This window comes from Pseudoduganella sp. UC29_106, assembly GCF_044055365.1.
Taxonomy (GTDB): domain Bacteria; phylum Pseudomonadota; class Gammaproteobacteria; order Burkholderiales; family Burkholderiaceae_D; genus Rugamonas.
The window spans coordinates 5,218,888-5,244,609 of record NZ_CP171977.1; the positions used below are offsets into that span (position 1 = coordinate 5,218,888).

Here is a 25,722-nt window from a genome sequence, read left to right on the forward strand (position 1 = left end):
AATAATTTAACGGCCGACCGTTCGCAAACGGTGGAAAAGGCAGGAAAAATCTAGAAGGAATAGCCGAGGCGCAGGCTGACGCGGGCGCGGGCATCGTCCGGCATCTGGTTATTACGCGTAACGCGTCCGGCATCGAGCTGCAGGTTCATGCCCTGCCGCACCTGCATGCGCACGCCCACGCCGATGCTGCCGACGGTGCCGCTGCGCAGCTGCCCGCCATAGTCGCGGTTGTAGCGGATGTAATTGCGGTCATAGAACATCAGGGCGCGGCAGGTATGCAGCCAGGCGGCGCACAGGTTGGGAGAGCGCAGCTCCACGCTGCGGGCGAAGCCGCCATCTTTCAGGTAGTCGCGTTTGGTCATCAGGGCCAGCGAGGTGCTGGTGGCGGGGGCAAACAGTTCCTGCTGGGTCACGTCGCCGTTGCCGTACTGGGTGCTGAGGCTGGCGCTCACCGCCCAGTCGCGCGGCAAGGATTTTGTCATCGTGGCAGCCATGCGCAGCGTGACGTTGTTGCTGGGGGGGCCGGGCAGGTCGACGAGCCCGCGCTGCAAGGCGGACATATCGAAACTGAGTTGGGGATCGGCGGCGGGATATGCCTGTGCGGCTGCCCCGTCCGTCACGGGCGGACTGGCCGCGACGGTACTGCATGCCGAGGCTAGGGCCATCCCGGCTATATGGCACATGCGAAGCGACTTCATCTCGGCTCTCCCGGCAATGTTCTTCTTGCCTAGATTCAGAGCAATCTTCTTCTGACTCTCCAGCGTGTGCAGATTCGCTGATAGCTTTATTGTACGCTCGTCGCGGGCGCAAAGTTGAGGTGTTTTTACTTCGTTTCGAAGCTTGTGACGCCGTCCCAACGGTCGCCGGGCGGGTTGGCGCGATACCATATCATCCTTGTTACATACAGGGCGTAAAGCGGCCGGTCGTGTCCGGCGCGCAAGGCGTTCAGGGCCGTTTCCGCCTCATCCCAGCGCTGTGCCCGCACATGGGCCAGCGCTTCATCCCAGGCGCGCAGCTCGGCGCGGGTGGCGGCATCGATGTCGCGGTCGAGGCCGACCGGCTCGAAAATCGCCACCGGCTCGTTCTTGCCCTTCACACGCACCAGGTCCAGCTCGCGGTAGGCAAATTCGGGCGCGGCGGCGCGTGTGGCGGCGCCGACGGTGATGCCCACGCCATAGACTTTGGTGATCCCTTCCAGGCGCGAGGCCAGGTTCACGGCGTCGCCCATCACGGTATAGGCGCGGCGGATGCTGGAGCCCATATCGCCCACATGCATGAGGCCGGAATTCAGGCCGATGCCGATCTTCAGCTCCGGCCAGCCGCGCTGCTGGAAATCGGCGTTCAGGCGGGCCGCGCTTTCCTGCATCTTCAGCGCCGTGGCTACGCCGCGGCTGGCGTGGTCCGGGAACGCAACCGGCGCGCCCCAGAAGGCCATCACGGCGTCGCCGATATATTTATCCAGCGTGCCGCGGTGGCTGTCGCGGATGTCTTCGGACATCGCCGTCAAATAAAGATTGATGTACTCGCGCAGCTGCTTTGGCGTGAGCCCTTCCGAAATCGTGGTGAAGCCGCGCACATCGACGAACATCACGGTCAGATCGCGGCTTTCGCCATCCATATTGTACTTTTCCGGGTCTTCGGCCATCTCGGCCACCAGCTCGGGCGCCACATACTCGCCGAAGCGCGACACCAGCGCCCTGCCCCGCCGTACCTCGAAGAAATAACCCCAGGCCAGGTTCAGGATGAACAGGCCCAGCACCAGCAGCAGGATGGTGGCCAGATCAGCACAGCGTCATATTTGCTGTAGAAATGCAGGTTGAGCGCAGCGGCTCCCGCTGCCGCAGCGATCGACAGCAGGATGGACCAGGCCGGCGCCAGTACCGGCAGCGCCAGCGTGAGCGCCACGCCCAGCAGCAGGGCCTGGATTACTTCCAGCGCCGTGGCCACGTCCGGCCGCGACTTGAAACTGTCGTCCAGGATGGACTTGATCAGGTTGGCGGTGGATTTCCACCCCGGGATATTCGGCGCTGACCGGCGTGGCCCGCAAATCGTTGAGGCCCGGCGCCGTGGTGCCGACCAGCACGATCGCGCCCTCCAGCAGCTCGCTCCGGGCGCTGCCCTTCAGCACGTCCACCGCCGGGATGTAACGGAAGGCGCCGCCCTGCGGGCCGCCGCGTCCACGGAACTGCACCGTGGTCGTCAGCCCTTCGCCAACCGGAATGCGGATGCGGCCCTCCGGATGGAACAGCGCGATCCGCATCCAGGCCGCCGCTCTTGCGCTGGGCCTCGTCCAGCGTATCGACCGTGCCTTCCCACAGCGGCGCGATGGCGCGGGCGCGCAGCGCGGTTGCCACGGTAGCCAGGGACAAGGTCGGGTAATAGCCGTCGCCAATGCGCTGCAGCAGCGCGGAAGAGCGCACCACGCCATCGCGGTCCGGCAGCGCGGTGAAGATGCCGGCGCCGTGGGCCGCATCCTGCAGGCGGCCGATATTCGCTTCATAGCCGCTGATGCTGTAGGCGTCCAGCGTGCGGCCGTTGAGCGCGTCCACGGTGAAGGCGGGTTTGGGCAGCTCGCCCTTGCGCTGGCTGCCGGACACGCTATAACCCAGCACCACCGGCTGGCCTTCCATCGCCCGCGCGAACAGGCCGTCGTAATCCATCTGCGGCTGCAGCTGCTGCAGCTGGCGGCCCAGCCCCGGCACATCCTTCAGCTCACGCCGGGACAGGCGTTGCAGCACATCGAAGCCGGAACTGGTGTCCGGCTCGGGAAAGGAAATGTCGAAGCCTATCGCAGCGACCTGATAGTGTTCGGTAAGCTGCTGCACCAGTTGCGCGAGCTTGTCGCGGCTCCAGGGGAAGCGCCCTACTTCGGCCAGGCTGCGCTCATCGATATCGACGATCACCACGCGCGGATCCAGCTCCGGCTTTTCCATGCGCATGCGCAGGCCGGCGAAGAAAGTGTCCATCCTTTCGATGGACTCGGCATGCAGGTAGCCCGCCAGCTGCAAGGCGGCGGCCGCCGTCAGCACGAAGCCGAGCAGCCAGCGCGCGCCGTGGCGGGCGAGCAGCTTGCGCATCAGGGCGTGTAGCCAGGAATGCGCGACTCATCGATGGTGTCGATCTGGCGCGGGTCCATGTGCTTGCGGGCGAATTCCAGATAGACCTTTTTGCGGATAAAGATATCGAACAGGTCCGGATCGATATGGCCGTTCAGGCTGAATTTGCCGAGGATGTCCAGCGATTCGGACAGCGCCTTACCTTTCTTGTATGGGCGGTCGCGCGCCGTCAGCGCCTCGAAGATATCGGCAATCGCCATCACGCGCGCCGGCACGGACATGTCTTCCTTGCGCAGGCCCTTCGGATAACCCTTGCCGTCCATGCGCTCGTGGTGGCCGCCCGCGTATTCCGGCACGTTCTGCAGGTGCTTCGGCCAGGGCAGCGAATCCAGCATGCGCACCGTCATCACGATATGGTTGTTGATGATCTTGCGCTCTTCGTCGGTCAGGGTGCCGAAGCGGATGGTCAGGTTCAGCACTTCATCCGCGCTGAGGAAGGCCTGCTCCACGCCGTCCGGACCGACCCAGCGGCGCGCCGCGATCTGGTGCACGCGCTGCTGGTCTTCCGGCTTCATGCCTTCGCCGCCGATATTCGCGTGGCGCAGGAAGTCGCGCTCGTCGCGCAGCGTGGCCAGTTCCTTTGCAGGCGGTCGCGGATGGCGGCCGCGTCGCCTCCGGCCAGCTCGTTGCGCAGCGCGCGGATCTCCGCATCGCGCATCAGCACTTCATAGCGCGTGTCGATCAGGCCGATGCGGTCATAAATGGTTTGCAGCTTGGTCGCCTTGTCCACCACGTGCACCGGCGTGGTGATCTTGCCGCAGTCGTGCAGCAGGCCGGCCAGCCACAATTCCTTGCGGTCGGCGTCGGACATGCGGAAGGACGACATCGGCCCGTCCTGCGTGTCGTGCACGGCTTCGGCCAGCATCATCGTCAGGATGGGCACGAACTGGCAATGACGGCCCGTGTACGGCGACTTTTCGTCGATGCCGATGTTGATCAGGTTGACCAGGGCTTCCAGCAGTTCTTCCAGCTGGGCGATCAGGCGCTGGTTGGTCAGGGCCACGTCCGCCTGCGCCGCCAGGGCTTCGATGAAGCGCTGGTCAGTGGCGGAGAAGGCGACGATATCGCCGCTGACAGGATTCTTCGCGTTGATCAGTTGCAGGACACCCAGCAACTCGCCCTCATGGTCGTGCATCGGCACGGTGAGGAAGGATTGCGAGTGGTAGCCGAACTGATCGTCAAACTTGCGCATGCCGGAGAAGTTGAACTCCGTGGAGGCATACACGTCCTCGATATTGACGGACTTGATCGCGTGCGCCGACCACGCCGCCACCGATTCCATATTCTTTTCATCGCCGTCCCGGTACAGGGGAACGGGTGGGATATCGACCGCCTTGCCCTTGCTGCCGCCCAGGCGGATGCCCAGGCTGTCGTTCACGCTGATGTGGAAGCACAGGGCCCGGCGGTCTTCGCTCGGACGGTACAAGGTTGCGCCATCGGCGTGGGTCATGCCTTTCGCCACCAGCAGTATGCGTTCCAGCAGCAGATCGATGTCGCGGACATCGCCAAGGGCAACGCTTAATTCGGTCAGCTGCTCAAGGCGCTGCGCAATTTGGGTGGGGGTCAGGTCGTCCATAGCCCGAAAGTGTATCTCCTGAGCAAACGCTTGTATATTGCAACGCCGGGAATTGTGTGAAATCGGTCCGGAAGGTGTGAAAAAACGCTATCATCGCTGGGTGTTGCACTTGCTACATCACTCACCACAATTATCGGCAAGGCAATAAAAGAGCAAACTAGGGACTTTGATCAATGAAATTCAAATTCTGGGGGGTGCGTGGCTCCATCCCCTCGCCCGGCCCGCGCACTGTGCGTTACGGCGGCAACACCACGTGCATCGAAGTGCGCACCGATGATGACACCCTGATCATCATCGATGGCGGCACCGGTATTTTCTGCCTGGCGCAATCCCTGGTCGCCTCCGGCAAACGTCCGATCCACGCCAATATCTTCATCACGCACAGCCACTGGGACCATATCCACGGCCTGCCCTTCTTCTCGCCGCTGTTCATCAAGGGCAGCCGCGTGCGCCTGCATGGCGCCATCGATCCCGATACCGGCAAGGGTGTGGAGCACGTGATGGGCGTGCAGCTGCAGAACAGTTATTTCCCCGTCAGCGAAACGCAGATGGATGCGACCATCGAATACCAGACGCTGACCGTCGGCGTGCCGGTGCAGGTCGGCGACGCGACCGTGTCCAATGTGGTGATGAGCCACCCGGTCACGGACCTCGGTTACCGCATCGATTGCAACGGCAAGTCCATGTTCTTCACGGGCGACCATGAACCGCTGTTCAATATCTACCCGGCGAACCATCCCGAGCACGTAGCTTTCCAGGAGCATGTGGAGCAGCGCACGGCCGCCATCGATGACCTGATCCGCGGCACCGATGTCCTGGTCATCGATTGCTCTTACACGCGGGAGGAGTATCCTTCCAAAGTCGGCTGGGGCCACGGCACTTTCGATAGTGCGCTCGACATGGCCCTGCGCGCCGGCGCTAAAAAGCTTTACTGCACCCATCACGAACCAACCCGCAGCGACGACGAGCTGGAAGCCGTGTTCGCGGAAGTGATGGCGCGCTACGAATCCCAGCTCAACGGACTCCAGGTTTTCCTGGCCTATGAAGGACTGGAAGTAGCACTGTAAAAGCGACCATGAGCGATACCGACTTAGAAACCCCGCAACGCAACGACACCAGCCAGCGCCTGGCTTTCTTCCGCAAGCTGCAGGCTGTTACAACGAAGATTCACGCCACCAGCAATATCGATGAAATCATGCTCGACCTGGGCATGGAATTCTGCGACCTGCTGCACTGCGACCGCTTCACGCTGTATGCGATGGATTTCGAGAAGGATTACATCGTCTCCAAAGTAAAGACCGGGCTGACCACATTCCGCGACCTGAAGCTGGCGGTGGCGCCCAGCAGCATCGCGGGCTATGTCGCCCTCACCCACCAGACGCTGAACATCGCCGACGTCTATGACTCGACGGAACTGAAGCGCATCTCGCCCGACCTGCACTTCCAGAAAGGCGTGGACCAGCGCACCGGCTACCGCACGCGCGAAATGCTGGTGGCGCCGCTGATGGATGAAGGGAAGAACGAGCTGCTGGGCGTGGTCCAGTTCATCAACCATCGCGACGGCGGTCCTTTCCCGCCCATGGCGCTGGATGGCGTGCGCGAACTGTGCAAGACGCTGTCGGTCGCACTGTGCCAGCGCATGAAACCCGCGCCTCAAGTGCGCACGCGCTACGATGGCCTGGTGGCCGATGCCGTGCTGGCCGGTCCGGAACTGGAGCTGGCGGTGCGCTCGGCGCGCAAGAAGGATTTGCGCGTGGAGGATGTGCTGGTGGACGAGTTCCAGGTGCGCCTGCCCGCCATAGGTGCTTCGCTGGCCCGCTACTACCACGTCGCTTACGAGCCATTCAGGGCCGACCGCGTGAAGCCGATGGATCTGCTGAAGAACCTGAAGCGCCAGTATGTGGAGGAGTCGGGCTGGCTGCCGCTGGAAGAGAACAAGGAAGGCCTGACCGTGATGACGGTCGATCCCGAGCGCGTGATGCAGACGCGCATCGTCAACCAGATCTTCCCCCGTTCGAAAGTCGTGTATTGCGTGAGCACGGGGCGCGAGTTTGCGCAGACGGTGGAGCAGTTCTACGGCACGCCGGGCGATACGGCCAGCGTGGGCGAACTGCTGTCCGGCATGGAGGATGCGGACGAGGAACACGACGCCGAAGTGTCGGAAGCGGTCGAGAATGAGCTGGTCAAGCTGGTCAACAAGATCATCGTTGAAGCCTACCGCCAGGGCGTGTCCGATATCCACATCGAGCCCCTGCCCGGCAAGGGCAAGACCGGCATCCGCTTCCGCAAGGATGGCACGCTGGTGCCGTATATCGAGATCCCGGCCGCCTACCGCGCGGCCATGGTGGCGCGCATCAAGATCATGTGCGACCTCGATATCTCCGAGCGCCGCAAGCCGCAGGACGGCAAGATCAAGTTCAGGAAGTATGGCCCGCTGGATATCGAACTGCGTGTCGCCACCATTCCGTCCACCGGCGGCGTGGAAGACGTGGTGATGCGCATCCTGGCGGCCGGCGAACCGATCCCGCTGGACAAGCTGGGCGTGCTGCCCATGAACCTGGACCGCCTGCGCGCCACCGTCGAGAAGCCCTACGGCCTGTTCTTCGTCTGCGGCCCCACCGGTTCCGGCAAGACCACCACGCTGCATTCGGTGCTGAACTACCTGAACACGCCGGAGACCAAGATCTGGACTGCCGAAGATCCGGTCGAGATCACGCAGAAAGGCTTGCGCCAGGTACAGGTCAACCGCAAGGCCGGCCTGGATTTCGCGACCGTGATGCGGGCCTTCCTGCGCGCCGATCCGGATGTGATCATGGTTGGCGAAATGCGCGACAAGGAAACCGTGTCGATGGGCATCGAGGCTTCGCTGACGGGCCACCTGGTGTTCGCCACCCTGCACACCAACAGCGCGCCCGAGTCCATCGTGCGCCTGCTGGACATGGGCATGGACCCGTTCAATTTCGCCGACGCCCTGCTGGGCATCCTGGCGCAGCGCCTGGCCAAGCGGCTGTGCAACAGCTGCAAGGCGCCCTACCATCCGGGCGACGCGGAACTGGAGCTGCTGCTGTCCGAATACAGCGAGGAACTGCACCAGACGGAGGCTTTCATGAAGGACTCTCCCGCCGCCCGCGCCCGCATCGCGGCCGGCTGGCGCGAGCGCTACGCCGATGCGCAGGGAGAGTTCACGCTGTACCGCCCCGTCGGCTGCGACGAGTGCAACAAGGGCTACAAGGGCCGTGTGGGCCTGCACGAGCTGATGGTCGGCACCGACCGCGTGAAGAAGCTGCTGCAGGAGCACGCGCGCGTCGCCCAATTGCTGGCTGCCGCACTGGAAGACGGCATGCTGACGCTGAAGATGGACGGCATCGAGAAAGTCCTGCTCGGCATCACGGACGTGAAGGCGGTGCGCGCGGTCTGCATCAAATAGCCGGGCTCACCACCAGCCGCGGCGCCCCACTTACGTTCAGCCGGAACACATAAGTCGCGCGGTGCGGCACCTCCAGCGTGAGGTTGCCGCCTTTCGCTTCCAGCGGCTTGGCCTCCTCAGCGTGCGTAGCGGCTTCATCGAAACGCGCGCCGAGATCGATGTCATTCCAGTCTTCGGAGCCGATCTTGAAACTGTGCTGGCCCGCGTCCAGCTCCACTCGCGCTTCGAACACGCCGGGGCCGCGCGCCTGCAGGCGATGCTCCAGGCCCCAGCCATTCATGCTGCCGCGCAGGTAGAACGGCACGCTGGCAAAGGCCGCGGCGGGCGGAAGCCGGTGCTGGACAGGCGCCAGCGCCGGGATGTAGCGGCCTGCAATGAGGTCGGCGATATGCGCCGGGTCGGCTTGCGAGCGGTTTGCCAGCACGATGACGGCCAGGCGATCGTCCACATAGCGCGAGATATGCGACGTGAAGCCCTGCCACGCGCCGCTGTGCTGCACGAAGCGGTGCCCCTTGTAGTCGCCCACCATCCAGCCGAAGCCATAGGGCGCTGCGCCGCCGCCGCTCAGGCGCACCGGCGTCCAGCTGGCCTGCTTGATGGCAGCGCTCAGCGGCTTGTCCCCTTCCAGCGCGATCGACCAGCGCGCCAGGTCGCGGGCAGTCAGATACAGGCTGCCGTCCGCCGTCGTGTTCGCGGACGGCGACACCCACTCCTGGTTGCGCAGCACGCCATTCACCCTGTCATAACCGGCCGCGCGGTGCGGCACGATATCGCGCTCGCTGATGATGCGCGCCTGCATGCCGGCCGGGACGAAGATCCGTTCACGCAGCTGGTCGCCATAGAACTTGCCTGCCACGCGCGAGCATAAGACGCCCAGCACCTGATAGCCCAGGTTACTGTAGGCCCATTTCTCGCCGGGCTGCGATTGCAGCGGCACTTTTGCAATGGCGCGCCACAACTCGTCTTCCGTGAAATCCTTGCGCATGTCTTGCGATGGGTCCTCTTCCGCCAGTCCGGCCGTGTGCGTCAGCAAATGGCGCACGGTGATGCCGGACCATGCCGGCGGTGCATCGGGCAGGTAGCTCGCCACGGGCGCGTCCAGCGCCAGTTTGCCATCCTGCACCAGCAGCATCACCAGCGCAGCGGTGAACTGCTTGCCGACGGAGCCAGACTGGAAAATGGTCTGCGGCGTGGCGGCGACCTGGTGTTCGACATTGGCGAGGCCATAGCCGGCCTCCTTGACGATGCGACCTTCGCGCACCACGGCGATGCTCAAGCCCGGAATGTGCTGCCGCGCCATTTCCGCTTTTACCAGCTGGTCCAGCGCATCGGCGCGAACTGCGCCCGTCCACAACATGCCGATTACGGCCACCGCCTGCCAGCGCACCATTGAATCTCCTTATGGTTTCAAATAAGTTAATATTAAAGCGTCAACCAAGGAGGTGTCATGCTCTATTCACTCCTGATCTATGGCTCCGTCGCCGGGTGGACGGAGGAACAGCAGGCGGCAGTGCTGGATCGCCATGCCGCGCTGCGCGAGCGCCTTGCGCGCGAAGGCCGGCTCGGGCCTGTGATGCGTTTCGAAGCCGGCAAGGCGGATGATGATCTGCTGGGGCTTTACGTGGTCGATTGCGGCAACGACGATGAGGCGGCCAGCATCGCGCGCGCCCTGCATTTCGAAGGCGCGAGCTTTGATATCCGTCCCGTCACCGCTTACCTGGCGGGGAATCTGCCGCCCACGAAAACCGCGCGATGAGTTACCATAAGGCTAATAGTATTTAATTCTTAGTCATCATGGAACAGCTTCAGGGAGTGGCCACCGGGGTGCGCCACACCGCCAGTGTCGTCTCGCCCGGCAACGAACAACCAACAAGTACCGTCCATATCGCGCTGTTCCGCATTAACGGGCAAGCCGTGGAGATGCAGACTTCCAAAGCAATCGGCATCAATGAGGGCGACCAGTTGCTGGTGGTTGGCGCATCGCGCAACGGCGTGTTCAAGGCGCTGGCGCACAGGAATTACACGACGGGCGCGAGCCATGCCGAGAACTGGTGGTTCAGCGCGGCGGTGTCCCTGTTCATGTGCGGCGTGGGCGCCAACTTCATGCTCACCGCGGCGGGTGGACATGAAGCGGTGCCGGTCATGCTGTTCGGCGCGGTGGGCGTGGCCGCAGGTCTCTTCTTCCTGCGCCGCAGCTGGCGCACGCGCACGGCGGCGCGCATCGTCAACGCGGCGGGCTAGCTTATGATTTCGCACGTCTTTCTTGGGGTGGACGATTTCGAGCGCGCTTTCCGCTTTCACGCGGCCGTGATGGCGGCGCTGGGCAATGTGCCGCGCTTCCGCGACGATGCGCGTCCGTGGGCAGGGTGGCAGCCTGTTGGCGGCGGACGTCCCCTCTTCCTCATCGGGCGGCCGTTCGACGGCGGTCCTGCCGGCTGCGGCAATGGGCAGATGGTGGCGCTGCTGGCGCCATCGCGCGCGGCGGTCGACGCCGCCTATGCAGCGGCGCTGGCGCATGGAGGCTCGTGCGAAGGGCCGCCCGGCTTGCGGCCCGAATATCACGCCAACTACTACGGCGCCTACTTCCGCGACCCAGACGGCAACAAACTCTGCGTCTGCCACCACGACGCCCCGGCGGATCAATGATCCGCCCTACAGCCCCTTCGGGGCCTGACCGTCATCCGTCGACGGCCGCGGGCCAAACCATGACCCGTCGCGCCGCCGCGGGCCAAACCATGACCCGTCGCGCCGCCGCGGGCCAAACCATGGTCCGTCGTGCCGCCGGGGGGGCACTTCATATCCCGTCGCGCCGCACGGGCCGAACCATGACCCATCGTGCCGCCGCGGGGCCAAACCGGGATCCGTCGTGTCGCCGCGGGACCAAATCGCGATCCGTCGTGCCGCCGTGGTCCAAACCGGAATCCGTCGTGCCGCCGCGAGGGGCCAAACTGTGATCCGTCGGGCGGCGTAGGGCGGATCATTGATCCGCCGTTTATGCGGGCCGCAGCAGCTTGTACATGAACGTGGTCGAACCCAGCGTCCCATCCGGCATGGTCGCGTACTCGGGAATCACGCCACATTCCTGGTAGCCCAGCTTGCGGTACATCACCTACGCGCCATACCCGGTACAGGTATCCAGCACGATCAGCGTCCGCCCCTCCGCGCGCGCAATGGCTTCGGCATGCAGCATCAGCGACTGCGCAATCCCCTGCCTGCGCACGCGCGAATGCACCAGCATCTTCGAGATCTCCGCGCGGTGCCGTCCATTCGGCATGCCGCCCAGCACCAGCTGCACCGTGCCGCAAACAACGCCGGCGTCATCGCGCACGACAAGAAGCCGCCGTTCGCCACGCTCAACCGAGCCAACCAGGCCAAGCCAGAAGGCCCGGACTTCTTCGCGAGGACAAGGCAGCTCGAAGCCCACGCTCGCGCCATGCAGCACGCAGTCACGCAGCACATCGGCCAGTTCATCGGCGTGCGAGCGCAGGCCCGCCGCATCCAGTTCACTTATGGTTCGCATATCGCTATCAGGTAATGGGCCCCATGCGGGCCGGGACAGGAAAAGCGCGTGGCGCCGTACAAATTGAAGCGCAGCATATCGCCCTTGCGCAGGCGGTAGACGACACCGTCCAGCGTGTAATCGAGCTCGCCGGACAGCATCCACAAATGCTGCTCCAGCCCGCGCACCGGCGGCTGCGGATAATCGATCACCGCATGCGCCGGCAGCCGTCCCTCGATCAGCTCCACTGCGTAGCCGCGCGCCGGCGGCGACACCATGCGGCGCAGGAAGCCGGTTTCCGGATCGTGCCAGGTCGGCTGCTCCTCATGGCGGATCAGCTGCGCCGGCTGCACTTCCACTTCCGCAATCAGGCGCGACATCGGCATGCCGTACACCGCGCACAGCTTGCCCAGCAGCGCCGCCGTCGGACTCGATTCGCCGCGCTCCAGGCGCGACAAGGTGGCGCGGCTGATGCCGCTGGCCGCCGCCGAATTCTTCCAGCGACATGCCGCGCTCTTCGCGCAGCGCCGCCAGGCGCTGGATCAATCTGTCTTCAAATGAATTTCCCATATGAGAGAATTTATCTCACATCTGAGAAATTCGCAAGGACGAAAAAAGGGGGCCGCAGGCCCCCTTTCATCGCGCCGCAGCGCAAATCACATGATGTGCGTGCCGATCCACCACGCGATCGCCGCCACGAAGGCCGACGCCGGAATGGTGAAGATCCAGGCCCAGACGATATTGCCCGCCACGCCCCAGCGCACGGCCGACATCTTCTGCGCCGAGCCCACGCCGACGATGGCGCCGGTGATGGTGTGGGGTAGTGGAGACAGGCACGCCCCAGAAGGACGCCATCAGCAGCGTGATCGCGCCGCCGGTCTCCGCGCAGAAGCCGCCGACGGGCTTCAGCTTGGTGATGCGCTGGCCCATGGTCTTGACGATGCGCCAGCCGCCGAACAGCGTGCCGAAGGAGATCGCGCCGTAGCAGGACACGATGACCCACACCGGAGGCGCCGCGTCGCCCGCCGCCACGTGGCCGGAAGCAATCAGCAGCATCCAGATGATGCCCATGGTTTTCTGCGCATCGTTGCCGCCGTGGCCCAGCGAGTAACCGGCCGCGGAAGCCAGCTGCAGGCGGCGGAACCAGCCGTCGACCTTGCGCGGCGGCGTCTTCACGAACACCCAGGACACGATCAGCATGATGAAGGAGCCCAGCACAAAGCCCAGCAGCGGCGCCACGACGATGAAGGTCACGGTCTTGATCAGGCCTCCGGAGATCAGCGCGCCGGTGCCGGACTTGGCGACGGCCGAACCCACCAGGCCGCCGATCAGCGCATGCGAGGACGACGATGGAATGCCGTAATACCAGGTGATCACGTTCCACACGATGGCGCCGCACAGGGCGCCGAAGATCACATAATGGTCGACCACGGCCGGGTCGATGGTGCCCTTGCCGATCGTGGTCGCCACCTTGAGGCCGACCACGAAAATCGCAACGAAGTTGAAGAAGGCGGCCATGGCGACGGCAGTCTGCGGTTTTCAGCACGCCGGTGGACACCACCGTCGCAATTGCATTCGCTGCATCATGGAAGCCATTCATGAAGTCAAACACCAACGCCAGGAAAATCAACAGACCCAGGGCGTAGATGCTGATTTGTAGAGTGTGCATGGATTTCTTTTTCTTATGCGTTTTCGACGATGATGCCTTCGATGATGTTGGCTACATCTTCGCAACGGTCGGTCACGGTCTCCAGGATTTCGTAAATGGCTTTCATCTTGATCAGGTTGCGCACGTCCGGTTCATCGCGGAACAGCTTGGACATCGCGGCGCGCATCACGTGGTCGGCGTCCGACTCCAGGCGGTCGATCTCTTCGCAGATGGTCACGATCTGGCGCGCATTGTCCATATTCGACAGCAGGGCCACGGCATCCTTGACCTTCTCGGTGCAGGCCAGCACCAGTTCGGCCAGGCGCTTGGCTTCCGGGGTCACCGAATGCAGGTCGTACAGCGACACGGTCTGACCAGCATCTTCCATCAGGTCCAGGATGTCGTCCATGCGGGTGATCAGCTTATGGATGTCGTCACGGTCCAGGGGCGTGATGAAGGTCTTGTGCAGCAGGTCCACCGTGGTGTAGGTGATCTTGTCTGCCTGCTTTTCGATGCTTTCGATCGCATGCACGCGATTTTCCAGATCGTCGAAGTTGGTCATCAGGCCGACCATTTCTTTGGCGCCCTTCACGCACAGTTCCGCGTGCTGGTTGAACAAGTCAAAGAACTTGCCCTCCGAGGGCATCAAACGTCCAAACATTATTTTTCTCCGTTAGTGATTCATTCGGGCCGCCGCCGCAGCAACAACCAACAGCAGCAGCCCCGTGGTAACTCAGTCGCCCTGGTAGATCGACAGGTTACCGGTGTAATTGCCAAACTTGGTGTACGCGCCGATCCAGGTCAGGCGCACCGCGCCGATCGGACCGTTACGCTGTTTGCCGATAATGATTTCGGCGGTGCCTTTATCCGGCGAGTCCGGGTTATAGACTTCGTCGCGATACAGGAAAATGATGACGTCCGCGTCCTGCTCGATAGCGCCGGATTCGCGCAGGTCGGACATCACGGGACGTTTATTGGGGCGTTGTTCCAGCGATCGGTTCAGCTGGGACAGGGCAATGACGGGGCAATGCAGCTCTTTAGCCAGGCCCTTCAGGGATCGCGAAATTTCCGAAATTTCGGCGGAACGGTTGTCGCCCGGCTGGCTGCCCTGCATCAGCTGCAGGTAGTCGACCACGATCAGGCCCAGCTTGCCACATTGGCGGGCCAGGCGGCGCGCACGTGCGCGCATCTCGATCGGGTTCAGCGCCGGGGTTTCATCGATGAACACCTGGGCGTCGTTCATCTTTTGGATGGCGTGCGTCAGGCGCGGCCAGTCCTCGTCGATCAGCTTGCCGGTACGCAGGCGGTGCTGATCCAGCAGGCCCACGGAACCCAGCATACGCATGGCCAGCTGCACGCCGCCCATCTCCATCGAGAACACGGCCACCGGCAGGCCCGCTTCCACGGCCACGTTCTCGGCGATATTCATCGAGAAGGCGGTCTTGCCCATGGAAGGACGGCCGGCCACCACGACCATGTCGCCCGGTTGCAGGCCGGAGGTCATCTTGTCGAGGTCAGTCCAGCCAGTCGGCACGCCGGTAATTTCAGAGCCGGAATCGCGCGAGTACAGTTCGTCGATACGCTCGACCACCTGGGTCAGCAGCGGCTGCACCGGCAGCCAGCCGGCGGCGCCGCGCGCGCCCTGTTCGGCGATGGCGAAGATCTTCGCCTCGGCTTCGTCCAGGATCTGCTTGACTTCCGCGCCCTGCGGATTGAAGGCCTTGCCGGACACTTCGTCGGCCACGGTGATCAGCTTGCGCAGCACGCCGCGGTCGCGCACGATCTCGGCGTAGCGGCGGATATTGGCAGCGGACGGCGTGTTCTGCGCCATCGCGTTCAGGTAGGCCATGCCGCCCACCTCTTCCGCCTTGCCCAGCGTGGTCAGCGATTCGAACACGGTGATCACGTCGGCCGGCTTGCCCGAGTTGATCAGGCGGACCATCTGCTCGAAGATGATGCGGTGGTCGTAGCGGTAGAAATCTTCCGCGCGCATGAAGTCCGCAATACGGTCCCATGCCGCGTTGTCGCGCAGCAGGCCGCCGATGACAGATTGCTCTGCCTCGATGGAGTGCGGCGGGATGCGGATGGAATCGACTTGCGGGTCGGCGGGTGCTGAATTCATGGCGCGCATTATACCTGCTTAAAGGTACGGGGAAACGACGAGCAACAAAAAAGCCGGGCTTGCGCCCGGCTTCTCTTATGCAGGTGACAACAGCTTAAGCAGCTTCGCCCACTACAGCAACGGTCACTTCCACCAGCACGTCGGTGTGCAGGGAAACGGCAACCGGGAACTCGCCAACGGTCTTCAGCGGGCCGGTCGGCATGCGCACGGCAGCTTTTTCCACAGCGAAGCCAGCCTTGGTCAGGGCTTCAGCGATGTCGAAGTTGGTCACGGAACCGAACAGACGGCCATCCACGCCAGCTTTCTGGGACACGGTCACGGTCATGCCGTTCAGCTTTTCGCCCTGGCCTTGAGCAGCAGCCAGCTTGGCGGCAGCAGCTTTTTCCAGTTCAGCGCGCTTGGCTTCGAATTCAGCCACAGCAGCCTGGGTCGCACGGCGAGCCAGCTTTTGCGGGATCAGGAAGTTACGTGCGTAACCGTCCTTGACCTTCACCACGTCGCCCAGGTTGCCGACGTTAACAACTTTTTCCAACAGAATGATTTGCATATTTTTCTCCAGGATCTCTGATCTGACGCGAATTAAGCGTGGTGCAGATCGGTGTACGGCAGCAGGGCCAGGTAGCGGGCGCGCTTGATGGCGGTGTCAACTTGGCGCTGGTAGTGCGCCTTGGTGCCGGTCAGGCGTGCTGGCATGATCTTGCCGTTTTCCTGGACGAAATCCTTCAGGGTGTCCACGTCCTTGTAGTCCACTTGCTCAACGCCAGCGGCGGTGAAGCGGCAGAACTTCTTGCGCTTGAACAGAGGGTTTTGCTGCTTGCGCTTTTCTTTCAGCTTGAGCTTGTTTTTGTCGAACTTTTTACCGAATGCCATTTTAGGCTCCTGTATCTAAAAATTGCACCGCGCTAGACGGTACGAAAATCAATGATGTGAAATACCAGGGTTCTGCTATTGCGGTTTTTCTTGGCCAGGAATCCAGTGAACTCATAGATGCCGCCGAGGGTCGCCTCACTGAACCGCTTCGAAATATCGCCCGCGGCAATCGCGGGAATCTCGAATTCGGCCAGCCTGGCAATGCCTGCCTCCATTTGCTGCGAACTGTGCTGCAGTACTGCATTCACAATCGGCAGACCGGCCGGGGTGTAGCGGACGCTGTCCCGTTCGGTAATGAGGGCAATAACCCGGAGCTGGTTCAGACCTTCTTCCTGATCAGTACTTAGGCCGCTGCAGGCGCTGCTGGTGCTTCGGCGCGATGGCTCTTGGCCGCGTCTTCACGCTGTACCGACTTCATCATCGGCGAAGGAGCGGTTTCCGCTTTCTTCATCTTGACGGTCAGGTGACGCAGCACGGCATCATTGAATTTGAATGCGGTTTCCAGTTCGACCAGGGTCTCGTTGTCGCACTCGATGTTCATGCAGATGTAGTGTGCCTTGGCCAGTTTCTGGATCGAGTACGCCATTTGACGGCGGCCCCAATCTTCCACGCGGTGCACGTTACCGCCGCGCGAGGTCACGCTGGTCTTGTAACGTTCGATCATCGCGGGCACTTGCTCGCTTTGGTCCGGATGGACGATAAATACGATTTCGTAGTGACGCATGTAAACTCCCTTAAGGACTGTGAAAATAGCCCACCCTGGCGTCAAGACAGGTGTGGGAAGAGGTAAGCCCGCAAATATAGCACTTTTCCGGCGCGAGCTCAAGCACCTCCCTGCTTCAGCTCAAGCTGCCTCGGCCGCAAGGCTGCCATGCTTGCCGCATGGACGACTACGACTCTCCATGGAAGCAAACCGTCACCGGCTGGCTGCCCGACTTCCTGGCACTGTTCTTCCCCGCCATCCACGCGGCCGTGGACTGGTCTGCCGAATATTGCTTTCTTGACCAGGAACTCCAGTCCGCCGCCCTGGATGCCGCGCACCGTGCCTGGCGGGCAGACAAGCTCGTCCGCGCGACGCGACGCCAGCCCACCCCTGCCGCGACCGCGGCCGGAGACGGCCAAGCCAGTGCCCGCGCCGGCGTCACTCCATTTCCACATCGAAATCCAGTGCCGCCGCGACGCAGCCTTTGCCGAACGCATGTTCACTTACAACTCCCGCCTGCGCGATGCCCTACATGCGCCGGTATCGAGCCTCGCCTTGCTGACAGACCCCAGCCCCACCTGGCGCCCCTCCAGCTTCAGTTACGACCAACTCGGATACCACGTCGCTACAAGCTTCCCGGCAGTCAAGCTGCTCGACTACCGCAACGACATCCCGGCCCTGACCGCCAGCGCCAATCCCGTCGCCCTCATCGCCGCAGCTCACCTGTACACGCAACAAACCCGACGGAACTCCGAGCGCCGTTTCGCACTCAAATCGGAATTGGTGGAAAAGCTGTTTGCCCGCAACTGGCCGCTGGACCGCACGCTGGAGCTGTACCGGCTGATCGACTGGCTCATGCGCCTGCCGCCACCGCTGCAGGCGACTATTTTCCAGCAATGCACTGATCACATCAGGAGGCGTCAAATGCCATTCGAAAACTCTTTAATCAATTACTGGAAAAGCGAGGCCCGCCGCGAGGGCCACGCCGAAGGGCTGGCCATCGGCATCGTTGAAGGGCGCGTTGAAGGGCGCGTCGAAGGCCGCGCCGAAGGTTGGGTCGAAGGCACATTCGAGGGACGCGTCGAGGGCCAGCGGCGGATGTTGCTGGGGATGCTGGCACACCGTTTTGGCCACCTGCCGACCGAAACGTATGAGCGAGTCGCCGCCGCGAGCCAGCAGCAGCTAGACGCCTGGAGCCTCGCCCTGCTGGAGGCTGGAAGCCTCGGCGAGCTGTTCGGCAGGCCGGCGCCACAGGATGCCGGCCAGGAAACCAAGGCCGCAAGCCACCCACACCGCCGAAGCCGTGACGTCAAAGGCAGTCACGGGAAACTTTAGCCAGTAGGGCACGATCAGCAGGCCGCGCAGCAGGCAGACGGCGGCGATGGTCCCCTGCGCCTGCGGCGCGAACGGCAGCCAGCGCAGCCAGCCGGCGCCGGCGAGCGCATACAGGCCGCACACGAGCATCGCTACGCCAATCCCGACCGTGCCCGCCGGCGCGAGCGCGGTGCCGCGGCGGGCAGAAGCGACAACGGATGCCGGCGCCTGCAGGAAGGCATACCACTCCGCCCCAAGCAGCGGCGCGAGCAGATGAATCAGCGCGCCGAACAAAGCGATACCTGCAGCAAGCAAGAAAGCGTAGCGTCCCATCCCGGCCTCCGTAAATTGTCATTTCAACATTTCACCCAAATTTTTCTCGAGTTGCAACAATTTTGCTTGCAATTCGTTCCACACTGTACAAAAATACAGACTGTCTATATCCACAGCACACGTACCATGATCAAGCTCACAGCACGCCAGGAACAAATTCTCAATCTGATCAGGGACGCAATCGACAACACCGGCTTCCCGCCGACCCGCGCTGAAATCGCCGCCGAGCTGGGCTTCAAGTCCGCCAATGCGGCCGAAGAACATCTGAAAGCCCTGCAGCGCAAGGGCGCCATCGAAATCACCGCCGGCACCTCGCGCGGTATCCGCCTGACCGGCAACTTCGGCGCGCCGGCGTCGGGCGCAGGCAGCATGTCCAGCCAGGGCAGCTCCCGTCGCGCAGCCGCAACGGGCGACGACGAACTGCCGCAGATCACCGCCGGCATGCTGATGCAATTGCCGCTGATAGGCCGCGTGGCTGCGGGTTCGCCTATCCTGGCCCAGGAAAACCTGGAGACGACCTACAACGTGGACCCCAACCTGTTTTCCGCCAAGCCGGACTTCCTGCTGAAAGTGCGCGGCGAATCGATGCGCGACATCGGCATCATGGACGGCGACCTGCTGGCCGTGAAAAAGGCGGACAGCGCCCGCAACGGCCAGATCGTGGTCGCGCGCATCGGCAGCGAAGTCACCGTGAAGCGCTACCGCAAGACCGGCTCCACCGTCGAACTGCTGCCTGAGAATCCGGACTTCAAGGTCATCACCGTCACGCCGGAAGACGACTTCGCCCTGGAAGGCCTGGCCGTCGGGCTGATGAGGACCTGGCACTGATGATCCAGCTGTTCGGGAATTGCGAGTCGGGCCACAGCTACAAGGTCAAGCTGCTGCTGGAACTGGCCGGCGTGCCGCACGGGTACGAGGAAATCGACCTGCGCCTGGCGCGCGCCGATCGCCCGGAGCCCTTCCGCAGCCTGGCGCGCTACTGCGAAGTGCCGCTGCTGGTCCACGACGGCAAGCCCTATGTACAGTCGAACGCCATCCTTTTGCATTTGGCCGAGCACCTGCAAGACTGGGGCGGGGAAACGAAGGAACGTCTTGAGCGCTGCCGCGAATGGCTGTTCTGGGAAGCGAACCGCATCGGCTTTTCGATGGCGCACCTGCGCTACGGCCAGAAGTTCGACGACGAAGGCGCCTACGCCGGCACCGTGCTGCCCTGGTTCCGCAAGCGCTTCGATGCCGACATCGTGCGCCTGGACGAAGAACTATCCGACGGCCGCCAATTCCTGCTGGACGATACGCCCAGCATCGCCGACTGCTCGATCTGCGGCTACCTGTACTGGCCCGAGCAGGCCAGCGTCGAATACCCGCCGCGCGTCCAGGCCTGGCTGGACCGCATCGCCGCCCTCCCCGGCTGGCGCCACCCCTACCACATGCCCGGCGCCGATCCCTGGTAATAAACCGGGGTCAGGCGTCTAGGGCGGAGCGGAAGTCGTCGAGGAGGTCGGCGGTGTCTTCGATGCCGACCGATACGCGGATCAGCGAGTCGGCAATGCCCATCGATGCGCGGCGCTCGGGGCCCATCTCGAAGAAGATGGTGTGCGACACGGGAATCACCAGCGTGCGCGTGTCGCCCAGATTCGAGGTCGCGATAGCCAGCTTCAGGCGGTTCAGGTAATCGAAGCAGTCGATGCCCTCCTTCAGCTCAAACGACAGCAGCGAACCGTAATCCTTGAACAGCTCCGTGGAGATGCCGTGCTGCGGGTGCGACTTCAGCCCCGGATAGTAGACGGCGGCCACGCGCTCGTCGGCAGCCAGCATCCCGGCCAGCGCGCGCGCATTGGCGCAGGTGCGCTCCATGCGCAGCGCCAGCGTTTCGGCGCCGACGGCGATATGGTGGGCCGCTTCCGGACCGAGCGATGCGCCGAAATCGCGCAAGCCCTTGGCGCGGATCTGCACCAGGCCCCACATATGGGACGGGTTCTTCTTGTAGTTGTCGAAGATGTTGGCGAACCTGGTCCAGTCGTAGGCGCCGGTATCGGTCAGCGCGCCGCCCAGCGCGTTGCCGTGGCCGCCGATGGACTTGGTCAGCGCATTCACCACCAGGCCCGCGCCCACCGATTTCGGCTGGAACAGGTAGGGCGAAGTCATCGTATTGTCCACGATGTAGAGGATGCCGCGCTCGGCGCACAGCTCGCCGATGCGTTTCAGGTCCGCCACCTGGGTGCGCGGGTTGGCGATCGTTTCAACGAAGACCACGCGCGTTTCCGGCTTCAGCACCGCGGCCACATTGGCCACGTCGGTCGCGTCCACGAAGTCCACGCCCACGCCCTGCCCCGCCACGGTCTGCCACAGCGAGTTGGTATTCCCGAACAGGAAAGACGACGACACCACATGGTCGCCGGCACGCAGCAGCGCCTGGAACACGGCGCCGATGGCGCCCATGCCGGTCGCGAAGCAGATCGTGCCCACGCCGCCTTCCATCTTGTTGACCTTGTCCTCCAGTGCGGACACGGTCGGATTGCCCTGGCGGCCGTAGCGGAAGCCCGGCTCCTTGCCCTGGAAGACGGACGCCAGCTGGCGCGCGTCCGCATAGCCGAAGGTGACCGAGGTGTGGATAGGCTTGTGCAGCGAGCCGTGCTCGATGCCTTTCTGGCGGTCGTTGTGCAGGATGGTGGTGGTGAAGCCGTAGTTTTTCATTACGATTCCGTGTTCGCGGTGTTCAGGTTCAGCTGGGTACGCGCGGCATCTTCGGCCTTGGCTGCCTTGGGGCTGTTGCGCGACTGTTCCAGGCGGTCCAGGTACTCGGGCGACACGTCGCCGGTGATGTACTTGCCGTCGAAGCAGGATGCTTCGAACTGAGTCAGCGCCGGATTCACGTCCGAGATCGAACGCTTCAGGTCTTCCAGGTCCTGGTAGACCAGCGCGTCGGCGGTGATCTCTTCGCAGATTTCCTGCAGCGTGCGGCCATGGGCGATCAGTTCGTCGCGGGTCGGCATGTCGATGCCGTACACGTTCGGGTACAGCACCGGCGGCGCAGCCGAAGCGAAGATCACTTTCTTGGCGCCCGCTTCGCGCGCCATCTGCACGATTTCGCGCGAGGTGGTGCCGCGCACGATGGAGTCGTCCACCAGCAGCACGACCTTGTCCTTGAACTCGTCGCCGATCGCGTTCAGCTTCTGGCGCACCGATTTCCTGCGCAGGCCCTGGCCCGGCATGATGAAAGTGCGGCCGATGTAGCGGTTCTTGATGAAGCCTTCGCGGTAATCCACGCCCAGGCGCATGGCCAGCTGGATGGCGGCAGGACGGGACGAATCCGGAATCGGCATCACCACATCCACGTCGTCGGCCAGGCCTTCGCGCTTGATCTTGTCGGCCAGGTATTCGCCCATCTTCAGGCGCGTGTTGTACACGGAAGCACCGTCGATCACGGAGTCCGGACGGGCCAGGTACACGTATTCGAACACGCAAGGGTTCAGGGCCGGCGAATCGGCGCAGATCTCGGCATGCAGCTTGTTGTCCATGTCGATGAAGATCGCTTCGCCCGGCTGCACGTCGCGCACGAAGCGGAAGCCCATGCCCTCCAGCGCCACGGATTCGGAGGCGATCAGGTATTCCTTGCCCTGCGGGGTTTCATTCTCGCCCAGGCACAGGGGACGGATGCCGTTCGGATCGCGGAAGGCCAGCATGCCCACGCCTGCGATCTGGGCCACAGCCGCGTAGCCGCCGCGCACGCGGCGGTTCACTTCGCGCACGGCCTTGAACAGGGTCGCCGGTTCCAGCGTGAAGCCGGTGGAGAAGCGCGTAATCTCGTGGGCCAGCACGTTCAGCAGCACTTCGGAATCCGAGTCCGTGTTGATGTGGCGGCGGTCGTTCTTGAACATCTCTTCCTTGAGCTGTTCCCAGTTGGTCAGGTTGCCGTTGTGGGCCAGCGTGATGCCGAACGGCGCGTTGACGTAGAACGGCTGCGCTTCCTCTTCGCTGGACGAGCCGGCGGTCGGGTAGCGGCAATGGCCGATGCCCGAGTTACCCATCAGCGAACGCATATTGCGGGTACGGAAAACGTCGCGCACCAGGCCATTCGCCTTGTGCATGGAGAAGGTGTTGCTCTGGTTGGTCGCAATGCCTGCCGCATCCTGTCCGCGGTGCTGCAGAAGCAGCAGCGCGTCATACAGCAATTGGTTGACAGGTTGGTGGGAAACGACGCCGACGATGCCACACATGGTGTGCTCCTAAACTTGGTATTGCGGATTTAAAGAATTCTAAAAATGCACGTGCTGCGCCAGCGCAGCGGGCAGGAATGGTTTGACGGTGCGCACGCCGGATTCCGCCCAAGGACTCAACAGCGATTGCGTCCAGAAGTCCTGCTTCGGAATCGAGGTCATACCGCACAATATGACGCCGGCCAGCACAAACACAATGCCCCGGCCAATGCCGAACAGCGCACCGAGGCCGCGGTCGGCCAGCGTCAGTCCGCCGGCTTCGATCACGGCGTCGATCGCCATGCCCAGTAATCCCATCAGCAGGCGCACGCCGATAAACAATGCGATAAAGGCAAGGATCAGGCGCAGCGGCTCGCCCGGCACCGCCGAGGGCAGCATCTGCGCCAGGTCGGCCGCATAGGCGTTGGCGGTGATGAAGGCGACAATCCAGCTGGCCAGCGCCAGCAGTTCTTTCACCAGCCCGCGTATCAGCCCGATGATGATGGATGCGGCCAGCACGAAGATCACGATGTAGTCGAAAATCGTCACGTCTTGCCGGTCCGTTCAGTCAAATCAGGCGGGAATGACGCTGCCGTCCAGGCCAATCTTGCCCAGTTTGGCGCGGGCCTTGTCCGCTTCTTCCTTGCTGGAGAATGGACCCAGCCTGACGCGGGTGCGCTCTCCCGATGCGGTGGAGACTTTCTGCACATAGGACTTGATGCCGGCCGATTTCAGCTTGCCCTGCACTTCATCCACCTTGTCCTGGGTCGCGAATGCGCCGACCTGGATCACAAATTTGCTTGCCGATTCGGCAGGTTTGCCTTCCAGCAGAGCCAGGGCGCGCGCCTCGTCGTTCTGCGGCGCGGCCTTGGCGGGTTCCGGCTTCTTCGGTTCCGCCTTGGGTTCAGGCTTGTGTTCCTGCTTCGGCTCGGGCTTCGTTTCCTTTGCGTCCGGCTTCTTCGGCTCCGGCTTGTGCTCGGCAGCCTTGGCGATGTGCGTATCGGCCGCTTTTGGCGTCTTCGGCACTTCAACGAATTCTTCGCCCTTGTCCAGCGTGGACGACGGGGTGTGAGCAGCAGGCGCCTTGACGGCCGCGACGGCCGGCGCAGTAACCGGCGTGGGAGCGGGCTGCTTCGGCGCGGGCGCTTCGGCCACGGCTGCCGGTGCTGGCGCGCTGGCGACGGCGGACGGCGCCGGTGCAGCGCTCAGCGGCTCTTGCGGCTTGTCTTTCGAGGGGATCTGGATAGCGATGTCCGAAGCAAGCGGCTTGGGCTCGGAATCGAGCACCATGGGCAAGCCCACGGCAACGGCCAGGGCCAGCGCGATGGCGCCGACGAGGCGGCGGCGTGCGCGCTTTTTCTCCGGCAGCACGGGATCTTCCTTGGCGCGGCTGCGCGTGGCGCCGCCGCCGGCATTGGATGCGCGCTTGGATTTGGCCCGCTCGGTCGCGGCCTTGTCGTCCTGTGCGCGGTAGTAGCCGCTGTCTTCGCCAGAGGCTTCCTGCTTGTTTTTACTGAAAGAAGAGAACAAGCCCATGCGTGAATTAATCAGTGGAGTGAGGATTTTTTCGCTGCCATGATACCGGCAACGGTAAGGAATGATCCAAAGACCACAATTCTATCATTCTCCCCTGCCCGGCTCATCGCATTTGCGAATGCCGCGCCCGGGTCGGCGAAAATATTGACGGTTTTTTCATGCATTTCGGGCTCGATCGCCTGCACTTTGGCCGCTAGCTCCGATGCGGAGGCGGCGCGCGGCGACGGCAGGTCGGTCAGGCACCAGTGGTCGACCTGGCCGGCCATGGCCTTGATCACGCCATCGATATCCTTGTCGTGCATGGAGCCGAAAACGGCGAAGGTATAGGGGTGGAAGCCCATATTGCCGAGGTTCTGGCCCAGTGCGGATGCGGCGTGCGGGTTGTGCGCGACATCGTAGATCACGGTCGGACGGCCCGGCAGCACCTGGAAGCGGCCCGGCAGTTCCACCGTCACCAGGCCGTGACGCACGTCCTGCGCGCCCACCGGCAATTCGAGCTTGAGCGCTTCCAGCGCAGCCAGCGCGGCGGACGCGTTCAGCAGCTGGTTGGCGCCGCGCAGGCTCGGATAAGCCAGCGCATTGCGGCGCTGGGAGCGGCCGCCATAGTTCCACTGCTGCTTGTCACCCGAATAATTGAAGTCGCGGCCCATCAGCCACAGGTCGGCGTCGATCTCGCGCGCGTGGTCGATCAGCGACTGCGGCGGCATCGGGTCGCTGCAGATGGCAGCCTTGCCGGTGCGGAAAATGCCGGCCTTCTCGAAGCCGATCAGCTCGCGCGTGCCGCCCAGGTAGTCGACGTGGTCGATATCCACGCTGGTCACGATCGACACGTCGGCATCGATGACGTTGACCGCATCCAGGCGGCCGCCCAGGCCCACTTCCAGGATGGCCACATCCAGCCCCGCATGAGCCATCAGGTGCATGATGGCCAGTGTGGTGAATTCAAAATAGGTCAGCGAAATATCGCCGCGCGCCGCTTCCACCGCATTGAACGCGTCCACCAGCGCTTCGTTGCTGGCCATGTCGCCGTTAATGCGCGCGCGCTCGTTGAAGTCCAGGAAGTGCGGCTTGATGTACAGGCCCACCTTGTAGCCCGCGCGCAGCAGGATGGATTCCAGCATGGCGCAGGTGGAACCCTTGCCGTTGGTGCCCGCCACCATGATGACCGGGCATTTGAACGCCAGCTGCATGCGTTCCTTCACCGCGCGCACGCGGTCCAGGCCCATATTGATGACGGTTTCGGCATGGCGCGATTCCAGCAACGCAAGCCATTCAGGAAGGGTATTCGGGAGAGCGGACATAGACATCGGGAGGGAAACGACTCAGCGCGGACCAATGGCCCGCGCCCAGGATACGCCGCAAAGCGTAGGGCGGATCATTGA

25 protein-coding genes and 4 pseudogenes are annotated in these 25,722 nt (G+C 63.2%); 8 read left to right on the plus strand and 21 right to left on the minus strand.

Annotated features, from left to right (window positions below; all coding sequences use genetic code 11):
* Nucleotides 1-50 precede the first annotated feature (50 nt).
* The 6 genes and pseudogenes from ACHMW6_RS26180 to ACHMW6_RS26205 all read right to left on the minus strand — a co-directional run bounded on the left by ACHMW6_RS26180 (nucleotide 51) and on the right by ACHMW6_RS26205 (nucleotide 4,692).
* Nucleotides 51-698, minus strand: a complete 648-nt coding sequence (locus ACHMW6_RS26180; protein WP_395401243.1) for a hypothetical protein — start codon at nucleotides 696-698, stop codon at nucleotides 51-53.
* A gap of 125 nt (nucleotides 699-823) precedes the next feature.
* On the minus strand, nucleotides 824-1,759 hold the full coding sequence (locus tag ACHMW6_RS26185; RefSeq protein ID WP_395401245.1) for an adenylate/guanylate cyclase domain-containing protein: 936 nt from the start codon (nucleotides 1,757-1,759) through the stop codon (nucleotides 824-826).
* Nucleotides 1,738-1,947 (minus strand): hypothetical protein, encoded by a 210-nt coding sequence (locus ACHMW6_RS26190; RefSeq protein ID WP_395401247.1) that lies wholly within the window; start codon nucleotides 1,945-1,947, stop codon nucleotides 1,738-1,740. Before ACHMW6_RS26190 ends, ACHMW6_RS26185 begins: the two co-directional genes overlap by 22 nt.
* A gap of 109 nt (nucleotides 1,948-2,056) precedes the next feature.
* Nucleotides 2,057-2,473, minus strand: a pseudogene (locus ACHMW6_RS26195) (hypothetical protein); the annotation flags it as partial.
* Nucleotides 2,370-3,077, minus strand: a pseudogene (locus ACHMW6_RS26200) (CHASE2 domain-containing protein); the annotation flags it as partial. The pseudogenes ACHMW6_RS26195 and ACHMW6_RS26200, both read right to left, overlap by 104 nt.
* Nucleotides 3,077-4,692, minus strand: a pseudogene (locus tag ACHMW6_RS26205) (GAF and HD-GYP domain-containing protein). The pseudogenes ACHMW6_RS26205 and ACHMW6_RS26200, both read right to left, overlap by 1 nt.
* Nucleotides 4,693-4,865: 173 nt before the next feature.
* Between ACHMW6_RS26205 and ACHMW6_RS26210 the strand changes: the two are divergent.
* Both ACHMW6_RS26210 and ACHMW6_RS26215 read left to right on the plus strand, forming a co-directional pair.
* A complete protein-coding gene (locus tag ACHMW6_RS26210) occupies nucleotides 4,866-5,759 on the plus strand; it encodes an MBL fold metallo-hydrolase (RefSeq protein WP_395401249.1) in 894 nt (297 codons plus the stop codon).
* Nucleotides 5,760-5,767: 8 nt separating this feature from the next.
* Nucleotides 5,768-8,119 carry a GspE/PulE family protein gene (locus ACHMW6_RS26215; RefSeq protein ID WP_395401251.1) on the plus strand — a complete coding sequence of 784 codons (2,352 nt, stop codon included), beginning with the start codon at nucleotides 5,768-5,770 and terminating at the stop codon, nucleotides 8,117-8,119.
* Here ACHMW6_RS26215 and ACHMW6_RS26220 read toward each other — a convergent pair.
* Complete coding sequence (locus tag ACHMW6_RS26220; protein ID WP_395401253.1) at nucleotides 8,112-9,509, minus strand: serine hydrolase; 1,398 nt, start codon at nucleotides 9,507-9,509, stop codon at nucleotides 8,112-8,114. The two genes, ACHMW6_RS26215 and ACHMW6_RS26220, sit on opposite strands and share 8 nt — an antisense overlap.
* 57 nt (nucleotides 9,510-9,566) lie before the next feature.
* Between ACHMW6_RS26220 and ACHMW6_RS26225 the strand changes: the two genes are divergently transcribed.
* The 3 genes from ACHMW6_RS26225 to ACHMW6_RS26235 are packed head-to-tail and all read left to right on the plus strand — an operon-like array spanning nucleotide 9,567 to nucleotide 10,765.
* Nucleotides 9,567-9,875, plus strand: a complete 309-nt coding sequence (locus ACHMW6_RS26225) for a YciI family protein (protein WP_395401255.1) — start codon at nucleotides 9,567-9,569, stop codon at nucleotides 9,873-9,875.
* A gap of 38 nt (nucleotides 9,876-9,913) precedes the next feature.
* Nucleotides 9,914-10,360 carry a hypothetical protein gene (locus ACHMW6_RS26230; RefSeq protein ID WP_395401257.1) on the plus strand — a complete coding sequence of 149 codons (447 nt, stop codon included), beginning with the start codon at nucleotides 9,914-9,916 and terminating at the stop codon, nucleotides 10,358-10,360.
* A 3-nt stretch (nucleotides 10,361-10,363) separates the two neighbouring features.
* Nucleotides 10,364-10,765 (plus strand): VOC family protein, encoded by a 402-nt coding sequence (locus ACHMW6_RS26235; RefSeq protein WP_395401259.1) that lies wholly within the window; start codon nucleotides 10,364-10,366, stop codon nucleotides 10,763-10,765.
* Nucleotides 10,766-11,228: 463 nt separating this feature from the next.
* Here the strand turns inward: ACHMW6_RS26235 and ACHMW6_RS26240 are convergent, their stop codons facing one another.
* From ACHMW6_RS26240 to rpsF, 9 genes and pseudogenes are all read right to left on the minus strand, one after another.
* Nucleotides 11,229-11,639, minus strand: a complete 411-nt coding sequence (locus tag ACHMW6_RS26240; protein WP_395401261.1) for a GNAT family N-acetyltransferase — start codon at nucleotides 11,637-11,639, stop codon at nucleotides 11,229-11,231.
* Nucleotides 11,627-12,076 (minus strand): helix-turn-helix domain-containing protein, encoded by a 450-nt coding sequence (locus ACHMW6_RS26245; protein ID WP_395401263.1) that lies wholly within the window; start codon nucleotides 12,074-12,076, stop codon nucleotides 11,627-11,629. Before ACHMW6_RS26245 ends, ACHMW6_RS26240 begins: the two co-directional genes overlap by 13 nt.
* Nucleotides 12,077-12,274: 198 nt before the next feature.
* Nucleotides 12,275-13,287 (minus strand): annotated as a pseudogene (locus ACHMW6_RS26250) (anion permease).
* A gap of 13 nt (nucleotides 13,288-13,300) precedes the next feature.
* Nucleotides 13,301-13,927, minus strand: coding sequence for a DUF47 domain-containing protein (locus ACHMW6_RS26255; RefSeq protein ID WP_395401265.1), 627 nt, complete (start codon nucleotides 13,925-13,927; stop codon nucleotides 13,301-13,303).
* A 72-nt stretch (nucleotides 13,928-13,999) separates the two neighbouring features.
* Complete coding sequence (locus ACHMW6_RS26260; protein WP_395401267.1) at nucleotides 14,000-15,397, minus strand: replicative DNA helicase; 1,398 nt, start codon at nucleotides 15,395-15,397, stop codon at nucleotides 14,000-14,002.
* Nucleotides 15,398-15,482: 85 nt separating this feature from the next.
* Nucleotides 15,483-15,935 carry a 50S ribosomal protein L9 gene (rplI, locus tag ACHMW6_RS26265; protein ID WP_395401269.1) on the minus strand — a complete coding sequence of 151 codons (453 nt, stop codon included), beginning with the start codon at nucleotides 15,933-15,935 and terminating at the stop codon, nucleotides 15,483-15,485.
* A gap of 32 nt (nucleotides 15,936-15,967) precedes the next feature.
* Complete coding sequence (rpsR, locus tag ACHMW6_RS26270) at nucleotides 15,968-16,258, minus strand: 30S ribosomal protein S18 (RefSeq protein WP_019922639.1); 291 nt, start codon at nucleotides 16,256-16,258, stop codon at nucleotides 15,968-15,970.
* Nucleotides 16,259-16,290: 32 nt separating this feature from the next.
* Nucleotides 16,291-16,581, minus strand: coding sequence for a primosomal replication protein N (gene priB, locus ACHMW6_RS26275; RefSeq protein WP_395408717.1), 291 nt, complete (start codon nucleotides 16,579-16,581; stop codon nucleotides 16,291-16,293).
* Between the two features lie 20 nt (nucleotides 16,582-16,601).
* Entirely contained in the window at nucleotides 16,602-16,982 is a 381-nt protein-coding gene (gene rpsF / locus ACHMW6_RS26280; RefSeq protein WP_130311009.1) for a 30S ribosomal protein S6, read from the minus strand.
* A 402-nt stretch (nucleotides 16,983-17,384) separates the two neighbouring features.
* Between rpsF and ACHMW6_RS26285 the strand changes: the two genes are divergently transcribed.
* From ACHMW6_RS26285 to ACHMW6_RS26295, 3 genes are all read left to right on the plus strand, one after another.
* Nucleotides 17,385-18,296, plus strand: coding sequence for a DUF4351 domain-containing protein (locus ACHMW6_RS26285; RefSeq protein WP_395401272.1), 912 nt, complete (start codon nucleotides 17,385-17,387; stop codon nucleotides 18,294-18,296).
* 438 nt (nucleotides 18,297-18,734) lie between these two features.
* Complete coding sequence (gene lexA / locus ACHMW6_RS26290; protein WP_395401274.1) at nucleotides 18,735-19,436, plus strand: transcriptional repressor LexA; 702 nt, start codon at nucleotides 18,735-18,737, stop codon at nucleotides 19,434-19,436.
* The gene (locus ACHMW6_RS26295) at nucleotides 19,436-20,059 is read left to right on the plus strand and encodes a glutathione S-transferase family protein (RefSeq protein WP_395401276.1); all 624 of its coding nucleotides are present in this window, start codon (nucleotides 19,436-19,438) and stop codon (nucleotides 20,057-20,059) included. Before lexA ends, ACHMW6_RS26295 begins: the two co-directional genes overlap by 1 nt.
* A gap of 10 nt (nucleotides 20,060-20,069) precedes the next feature.
* Here the strand turns inward: ACHMW6_RS26295 and ACHMW6_RS26300 are convergent, their stop codons facing one another.
* From ACHMW6_RS26300 to folC, 5 genes are read right to left on the minus strand one after another with little or no spacing between them, the layout of a single operon-like run.
* Entirely contained in the window at nucleotides 20,070-21,302 is a 1,233-nt protein-coding gene (locus ACHMW6_RS26300) for a cystathionine gamma-synthase family protein (RefSeq protein WP_395401278.1), read from the minus strand.
* Nucleotides 21,302-22,825, minus strand: coding sequence for an amidophosphoribosyltransferase (gene purF / locus ACHMW6_RS26305; protein WP_395401280.1), 1,524 nt, complete (start codon nucleotides 22,823-22,825; stop codon nucleotides 21,302-21,304). Before purF ends, ACHMW6_RS26300 begins: the two co-directional genes overlap by 1 nt.
* A gap of 39 nt (nucleotides 22,826-22,864) precedes the next feature.
* The gene (locus tag ACHMW6_RS26310; RefSeq protein WP_395401282.1) at nucleotides 22,865-23,353 is read right to left on the minus strand and encodes a CvpA family protein; all 489 of its coding nucleotides are present in this window, start codon (nucleotides 23,351-23,353) and stop codon (nucleotides 22,865-22,867) included.
* A 24-nt stretch (nucleotides 23,354-23,377) separates the two neighbouring features.
* Entirely contained in the window at nucleotides 23,378-24,340 is a 963-nt protein-coding gene (locus tag ACHMW6_RS26315; RefSeq protein WP_395401284.1) for an SPOR domain-containing protein, read from the minus strand.
* Nucleotides 24,341-24,351: 11 nt separating this feature from the next.
* Entirely contained in the window at nucleotides 24,352-25,641 is a 1,290-nt protein-coding gene (gene folC / locus ACHMW6_RS26320; RefSeq protein ID WP_395401286.1) for a bifunctional tetrahydrofolate synthase/dihydrofolate synthase, read from the minus strand.
* Nucleotides 25,642-25,722 lie beyond the last annotated feature (81 nt).

Excerpts from the sequence above, each read along its gene's own strand:
- ACHMW6_RS26295 (WP_395401276.1), top strand. The coding sequence starts at position 19,436 with ATGATCCAGCTGTTCGGGAATTGCGAGTCGGGCCACAGCTACAAGGTC.
- rpsR (WP_019922639.1), bottom strand. The coding sequence starts at position 16,258 with ATGGCATTCGGTAAAAAGTTCGACAAAAACAAGCTCAAGCTGAAAGAA.
- ACHMW6_RS26180 (WP_395401243.1), bottom strand. The coding sequence starts at position 698 with ATGAAGTCGCTTCGCATGTGCCATATAGCCGGGATGGCCCTAGCCTCG.
- ACHMW6_RS26210 (WP_395401249.1), top strand. The coding sequence starts at position 4,866 with ATGAAATTCAAATTCTGGGGGGTGCGTGGCTCCATCCCCTCGCCCGGC.
- ACHMW6_RS26235 (WP_395401259.1), top strand. The coding sequence starts at position 10,364 with ATGATTTCGCACGTCTTTCTTGGGGTGGACGATTTCGAGCGCGCTTTC.
- purF (WP_395401280.1), bottom strand. The coding sequence starts at position 22,825 with ATGTGTGGCATCGTCGGCGTCGTTTCCCACCAACCTGTCAACCAATTG.
- ACHMW6_RS26220 (WP_395401253.1), bottom strand. The coding sequence starts at position 9,509 with ATGGTGCGCTGGCAGGCGGTGGCCGTAATCGGCATGTTGTGGACGGGC.
- ACHMW6_RS26240 (WP_395401261.1), bottom strand. The coding sequence starts at position 11,639 with ATGCGAACCATAAGTGAACTGGATGCGGCGGGCCTGCGCTCGCACGCC.
- folC (WP_395401286.1), bottom strand. The coding sequence starts at position 25,641 with ATGTCCGCTCTCCCGAATACCCTTCCTGAATGGCTTGCGTTGCTGGAA.
- ACHMW6_RS26225 (WP_395401255.1), top strand. The coding sequence starts at position 9,567 with ATGCTCTATTCACTCCTGATCTATGGCTCCGTCGCCGGGTGGACGGAG.
- lexA (WP_395401274.1), top strand. The coding sequence starts at position 18,735 with ATGATCAAGCTCACAGCACGCCAGGAACAAATTCTCAATCTGATCAGG.
- ACHMW6_RS26255 (WP_395401265.1), bottom strand. The coding sequence starts at position 13,927 with ATGTTTGGACGTTTGATGCCCTCGGAGGGCAAGTTCTTTGACTTGTTC.
- ACHMW6_RS26215 (WP_395401251.1), top strand. The coding sequence starts at position 5,768 with ATGAGCGATACCGACTTAGAAACCCCGCAACGCAACGACACCAGCCAG.
- rplI (WP_395401269.1), bottom strand. The coding sequence starts at position 15,935 with ATGCAAATCATTCTGTTGGAAAAAGTTGTTAACGTCGGCAACCTGGGC.
- ACHMW6_RS26315 (WP_395401284.1), bottom strand. The coding sequence starts at position 24,340 with ATGGGCTTGTTCTCTTCTTTCAGTAAAAACAAGCAGGAAGCCTCTGGC.
- ACHMW6_RS26300 (WP_395401278.1), bottom strand. The coding sequence starts at position 21,302 with ATGAAAAACTACGGCTTCACCACCACCATCCTGCACAACGACCGCCAG.
- rpsF (WP_130311009.1), bottom strand. The coding sequence starts at position 16,982 with ATGCGTCACTACGAAATCGTATTTATCGTCCATCCGGACCAAAGCGAG.
- ACHMW6_RS26230 (WP_395401257.1), top strand. The coding sequence starts at position 9,914 with ATGGAACAGCTTCAGGGAGTGGCCACCGGGGTGCGCCACACCGCCAGT.
- ACHMW6_RS26260 (WP_395401267.1), bottom strand. The coding sequence starts at position 15,397 with ATGCGCGCCATGAATTCAGCACCCGCCGACCCGCAAGTCGATTCCATC.